At 49.8% G+C, this 5426-nt stretch carries 7 protein-coding genes; 6 read left to right on the top strand and 1 reads right to left on the bottom strand.

What is annotated here, in order from left to right:
- The 6 genes from sufC to queG all read left to right on the top strand — a co-directional run.
- On the top strand, positions 1 to 348 hold a 348-nt coding region (sufC, locus tag GX419_01620; GenBank protein NLI23389.1), incomplete at its 5' end, for a Fe-S cluster assembly ATPase SufC.
- Between the two features lie 42 nt (positions 349 to 390).
- Complete coding sequence (gene sufD / locus GX419_01615) at positions 391 to 1758, top strand: Fe-S cluster assembly protein SufD (protein NLI23388.1); 1368 nt, start codon at positions 391 to 393, stop codon at positions 1756 to 1758.
- A gap of 58 nt (positions 1759 to 1816) precedes the next feature.
- Positions 1817 to 3037 carry a cysteine desulfurase gene (locus tag GX419_01610; protein ID NLI23387.1) on the top strand — a complete coding sequence of 407 codons (1221 nt, stop codon included), beginning with the start codon at positions 1817 to 1819 and terminating at the stop codon, positions 3035 to 3037.
- A 2-nt stretch (positions 3038 to 3039) separates the two neighbouring features.
- Positions 3040 to 3468, top strand: coding sequence for a SufE family protein (locus GX419_01605; protein ID NLI23386.1), 429 nt, complete (start codon positions 3040 to 3042; stop codon positions 3466 to 3468).
- A 52-nt stretch (positions 3469 to 3520) separates the two neighbouring features.
- Positions 3521 to 3838 carry an SUF system Fe-S cluster assembly protein gene (locus tag GX419_01600; protein ID NLI23385.1) on the top strand — a complete coding sequence of 106 codons (318 nt, stop codon included), beginning with the start codon at positions 3521 to 3523 and terminating at the stop codon, positions 3836 to 3838.
- Positions 3839 to 3865: 27 nt separating this feature from the next.
- Positions 3866 to 4792, top strand: a complete 927-nt coding sequence (queG, locus tag GX419_01595) for a tRNA epoxyqueuosine(34) reductase QueG (GenBank protein ID NLI23384.1) — start codon at positions 3866 to 3868, stop codon at positions 4790 to 4792.
- On the opposite strand, the gene GX419_01590 is transcribed toward queG, so the two are convergent.
- Entirely contained in the window at positions 4793 to 5350 is a 558-nt protein-coding gene (locus tag GX419_01590; protein NLI23383.1) for a DUF4251 domain-containing protein, read from the bottom strand. It lies immediately after the preceding gene.
- Positions 5351 to 5426: the final 76 nt, after the last annotated feature.

Here is a 5426-nt window from a genome sequence, read left to right as displayed (position 1 = left end):
CAGCTTACAGGTCGGTCGGTAAATGAAGGATTCTCCGGCGGCGAAAAGAAACGGAACGAAATCTTTCAGATGGCTGTTCTTGAACCGCGCCTTGCCATTCTGGATGAAACGGATTCCGGCCTTGACATCGATGCTCTGCGCATTGTAGCCAAGGGTGTCAACAAACTGCGTTCGCCCCATAACGCAACCATCCTCATTACCCACTACCAGCGCCTCCTCGATTACATTGTGCCCGATTTCGTGCACGTGCTTTATAATGGCCGGATAGTCCGCAGTGCCGGCAAAGAACTGGCTCTTGAGCTCGAAAAAAAGGGATATGAATGGATTAAAGAAGAAAATGAGGCCTGATGCCTCTTGCTTTGCTGGATTTGCAGCTTTTTACCGATGACTATGGAAACGATTGAAAAAGATATACTGCCCGATGAAAAACTGACTGCCTTTTACAAGGCCAACAGCCAGGTAATTCTGTCCGCATCGTCCGATGTACTGAACCGGCATCGGGCAAATGCATTTGATAATTTCATTAAACTGGGGCTCCCGAAATTCCGCTCGGAAGACTATAAATACCTTGACGTCCCTGCCCTTTTCCGGAAAGATTATACGAATTACATTACCCCCCAGCGGATTGAATTCCAGATAGACGACATATTCCGCTGCGATGTGCCTGCACTCGATACTCATTACGCCATTTTGCTGAACGGTTTTTTCCACAACCATGGAGGATCATTGCACGAACTGCCCAACGGAGTAATCGTGGGAAGCCTGATGGAAGCTTCCCGCCGCTATCCCGATCTGGTGGCCCGGCATTACAATCGGTACGCCGGTTTAAGGGAAGAAGGGCTGGTCTCGTTGAACACTCTCTTTGCCCGCGATGGTATTTTCGTTTATGTTCCGCGCCACGCCACACCCGACAAACCCATCCAGATCATCAACATCCAGATGCATGAAATACCCCTCCTGGTGCAGTACCGTAACCTCATCATCCTTGAAGAAAACAGTACGGCAGAGATCATTGTCTGCGACCACACCCTATCGCCCCAGCCCTTTCTTTCAAATGCCGTTACCGAAATTTATGCCGGTAGTGGTTCCAGACTCAACTATACCAAGATGCAGAACCAGCATAATGCCTCTGCCTTGCTCAATCATCGGTTTATTTATCAGGAAAAGGAAAGCTACGTCAATTCCACGGCAATAACCCTGCACGGGGGCATTGTGAGAAACAATCTTTTCGTAAGGATGGCCGGAGAAGGCGGTTCCAACGTTTCATCCGGACTTTTCATGACCGACCAGGGTCAGCATGTAGATAATTTTACATGGGTGGAACATGCGGCACCTCATTGCGAGAGCAGACAATTCTTCAAGGGCATCCTGGATGATTTTTCATCCGGAGCCTTCAGCGGAAGGATTGTCGTTCAGCCCGGCGCGCAAAAGACCAATGCCTACCAGAAAAACAACAACCTGTTGCTCACCGATGATGCCAGGATGAACACCCGGCCCCAACTGGAAATTTATGCCGACGATGTTAAATGTTCGCACGGAGCAACCGTAGGACAGCTCGACAAGGATGCCATGTTTTATCTTCGTTCCCGCGGAATTGGCTACGAAGAAGCCCGCTTCCTGCTGATGTTTGCCTTTGCCAACGAAGTGCTTGCCAATATTCCTGTTGTTCCGCTCCGCGCCCGCATTGCCGACCTGGTAAACAAACGGCTCCGGCGTGAACTCTCGCCCTGCAACTCCTGCCCCATGCACTGCTGCTGAAAAGTGAATCATTTCAAATTTACTTTACTTTTGTGCTGGCATACTGATACAATACTTTATGCTGAACCTGTCTGATATCCGCAACCAGTTTCCGATCCTCAACCAAAAGGTTCATGGCCATCAGCTTGTTTATTTCGACAATGCCGCCACCACCCAGAAGCCACAGGCTGTTCTGGATAAACTGAACCGTGTTTACAGGGAAACCTATTCCAACATTCATCGCGGGGTTCACTACCTGAGTGAACAATCTACCGAAGAATACGAAAACGTGCGGAAAATAGTGCAGGAGTTTCTTCATGCCGCCCGGCCTGAAGAAATCGTTTTTACCTCCGGCACAACAGGAGGAATCAATGAGGTAGCCTTCAGCTTCGGCGAAAAATATGTAAACCGGGGCGATGAAATTATTGTCTCCGAAATGGAACACCATTCCAACATCGTTCCCTGGCAGATGCTTTGCCAGCGGAAAGGCGCCCTGCTCCGGGTCATTCCTTTCCGCGACCCCGGCATTCTTGATCTGGAAGCCTTTCAAAAACTGCTGAACGAGAAAACCCGCATCGTGGCCGTTGCTCATGCTTCCAATACCCTGGGTACGGTTAACCCCGTGAAAGAAATTGTTCAGATGGCCCATGCACGGAATATACCCGTGCTTGTAGACGGAGCCCAGGCTGTTCAGCACCTTCCTGTTGATGTTCAGTACCTGGATTGTGATTTCTACGTCTTTTCAGGGCACAAGATCTATGGCCCTACCGGTACGGGGGTACTGTACGGCAAGGAAAAATGGCTTGAGGAACTTCCTCCCTGGCAGGGAGGAGGCGAAATGGTGGAATGCGTGCATTTCGATCATACCGACTACGCCGAAGTTCCTCTTAAGTTCGAAGCCGGAACACCCAACATTGCCGGAGTCATTGGCCTTGGTGAAGCCCTCCGGTTTCTTCAGAAAACAGGCTGGGACGATATCCGGCGGCATGAGGAAGAACTGGGCCGCTATGCCCGTGCGAAGCTCTCTGAAATTGAAGGAATCCGATTCTTCGGCGATGCGCCGGGGAAAATTGCCATTTTCTCGTTTCTTGTCCGAAACCTCCATCCTTACGATACCGGTATGATTCTTGACAAACTGGGCATTGCCGTGCGTACCGGCATGCATTGCGCCCAGCCGGTGATGGATCATTACGGAATCGAAGGAACCGTGCGCGCTTCCCTGGTTTTCTATAATACCACCGAAGAAGTGGATCGCCTCTGCGAAGGAATCCGTAAAGCAATCACCGTATTATCACGTTAACCATGACAATCAACGAAATTCAGGACCAGGTTATTGAAGAATTTTCAGCCTATGACGACTGGATGGACCGGTATGCCTATCTGATTGAAATGAGCCGGGAACTCCCTCCCCTTGATCAGAAATACCGGACTAAGGAATACCTGATTGAAGGCTGTCAGAGCCGTGTATGGCTGGCCGCCGAGTTGAAAGACGGCAAAATATACTACTTCGCCGATAGCGACGCCCTCCTTGTAAAGGGAATTGTTGCCCTGCTCGTACGTGTTTTGTCGGGGCAAAAACCCGAAGATATTGTGAAAGCCGAACTTTATTTTATTGACCGCATCGGCCTGAGGGAAAACCTTTCCCCCACCCGTGCAAACGGACTCCTCGCCATGCTCAAACAAATGAAACTTTATGCTCTGGCATGGGAGGCAAAGATGAACAGGCAGTAAACCCGGTTGTTTAATAAAGAAAACTTCTGTCGCAACACTAAAACATACCGCTATGGAAAACAACTATCTTCAGCTCGAAACCGAAATCGTGAACGCTCTCAAGACAGTATATGACCCCGAGATTCCCGTCAACATATTCGATCTGGGCCTTATTTACGAAATTGACGTACGCGAAAACAACAACGTGTACATAAAAATGACCCTGACAGCGCCCAATTGCCCTCTGGCCGATGATGTGGTGAGGGACGTAAAGGAAGCTGTCGGTCGCATACCCGGTGTCAGCTCGGTAGATGTGGAGCTCACATGGAATCCGCCCTGGAACAAGGATATGATGAGCGAGGAAGCCATGCTTGAACTGGGTCTGCTCTGACCATTCCGGCCCTTAAAAACCAATCCCATGCCTTTTTCCGGCCCAATAAAGGAAAAGATAAAGGAGAGGCTCCTGGAAATGGGATTTTCAGCCTGTGGCATTGCCCGTGCTGAAATTCTTACTGAGGAAAAAGAACACCTGCTTGCCTGGCTCCGTCAGGGAATGCATGGCACCATGGACTGGATGGAACGGAACCCGGATATCCGCATCAACCCGGGTCTTCTTCTTCCGGGGGCAAAATCACTGATCATTGTCCTGCTCAATTACTATCCTCGCCGCATCCGGGAAGATCCTGCCATCAGTAAATATGCCTATGGCAAAGACTACCATAAGGTAATAAGAAAGATGCTCAGGCGGTTTGCCGTTGAACTGAACCAGTGGAATCCTGCCGCAAAAACAAGAATTTTTGTTGATTCAGCGCCGGTGCTGGAACGCACCTGGGCAGTAAAAGCCGGGCTGGGATGGCAGGGAAAAAACTCCCTTTTTATTAACAAACAATTCGGATCGTTCGTCTTTATCGGAGGCATAGTTACCGATATGGAACTGGAGCCTGACCAACCTTTTGACCGGAACTTCTGCGGCACCTGTACCCGCTGTCTGGATGCCTGCCCCACCAGGGCCATTGTTCAGCCCGGTGTTATTGATGCACGCCGCTGTATCAGCTATCTCACCATCGAGCATAAAGGAGAATTTCCGGAGGAATTCCGGCCACTTCTCAAAGGGAGAATTTTCGGATGCGACATCTGTCAGGATGTGTGCCCCTGGAACAGAAAAGCAATACCCACTTCCCTCCCCGCATTGCAACCCTCGCCGGCTTTGTTCGAACTTACTGCAGATTCCCTGCTCCACCTTTCTGAATCAGATTACCGCACCATCTTTTCCGGTACACCTGTAGACAGGATAGGGCCGGAAAAACTTAAAAAGAATGCCGGATACATCCTGAATGCCAATTAATCAGAGATGCTGCCCTTTGTACACTTTTGACACCTGAAGCGGTACAAGCCGCCCGTCATAATTCAACTGTCCGGGGCGCAAACCTGTAACACGGGCAGTGGCACGGCCCGATCCATCGGTATAGAGATAAATGTCATAGCTTCCAATGGGTGTATGCGCCGATATGCGGATATCAATGGTTTGTTTTCTGTCGTTGGCATTCATTTCCCAGCGGGTAACCCTGCCCGCGGCCGTAGCGCCCCCAACTCCATTGGCACCAACACCGGTGCCGCTTCCATACTGCATAACAATCTGCGCCGAATCGAGCATAATGAAATTGATGGTGGGGGAAACCGGAATCCTGTCACCGTACTGGTTATAAATATAATCGGCTTCCAGCACAAACCGCCGGCTGTTAACCAACCGAAGCACCGACCGGTATTCTTTTTCCCGCTCTGCCGCCCGAATTTCCTTCTTCGATTTTGTCTTTACCGTGTCGGCATCAAAACCTGCCAGCACAGAAAGTGAATTGAATCCTCCCAGCAGAACAATCCCCAGAAAAACCAGTATCCTTTTCATACAAAAGCAATTTATCATCCTGAAAGTCTGCAAAAAATGTGCCAGAAAAAAATCTTAACAAGCTACTATTCAGCGT

It is taken from the genome of Bacteroidales bacterium, from assembly GCA_012517825.1.
Classification (GTDB): domain Bacteria; phylum Bacteroidota; class Bacteroidia; order Bacteroidales; family JAAYUG01; genus JAAYUG01.
The sequence above is the reverse complement of the archived record's forward strand: the minus strand, read 5'-3'. Positions and strand labels throughout refer to the sequence as shown.

Coding starts and splice junctions, on each gene's coding strand:
- sufD (NLI23388.1), top strand. CDS start 391: ATGGAAACGATTGAAAAAGATATACTGCCCGATGAAAAACTGACTGCC.
- GX419_01610 (NLI23387.1), top strand. CDS start 1,817: ATGCTGAACCTGTCTGATATCCGCAACCAGTTTCCGATCCTCAACCAA.
- GX419_01605 (NLI23386.1), top strand. CDS start 3,040: ATGACAATCAACGAAATTCAGGACCAGGTTATTGAAGAATTTTCAGCC.
- GX419_01600 (NLI23385.1), top strand. CDS start 3,521: ATGGAAAACAACTATCTTCAGCTCGAAACCGAAATCGTGAACGCTCTC.
- queG (NLI23384.1), top strand. CDS start 3,866: ATGCCTTTTTCCGGCCCAATAAAGGAAAAGATAAAGGAGAGGCTCCTG.
- GX419_01590 (NLI23383.1), bottom strand. CDS start 5,350: ATGAAAAGGATACTGGTTTTTCTGGGGATTGTTCTGCTGGGAGGATTC.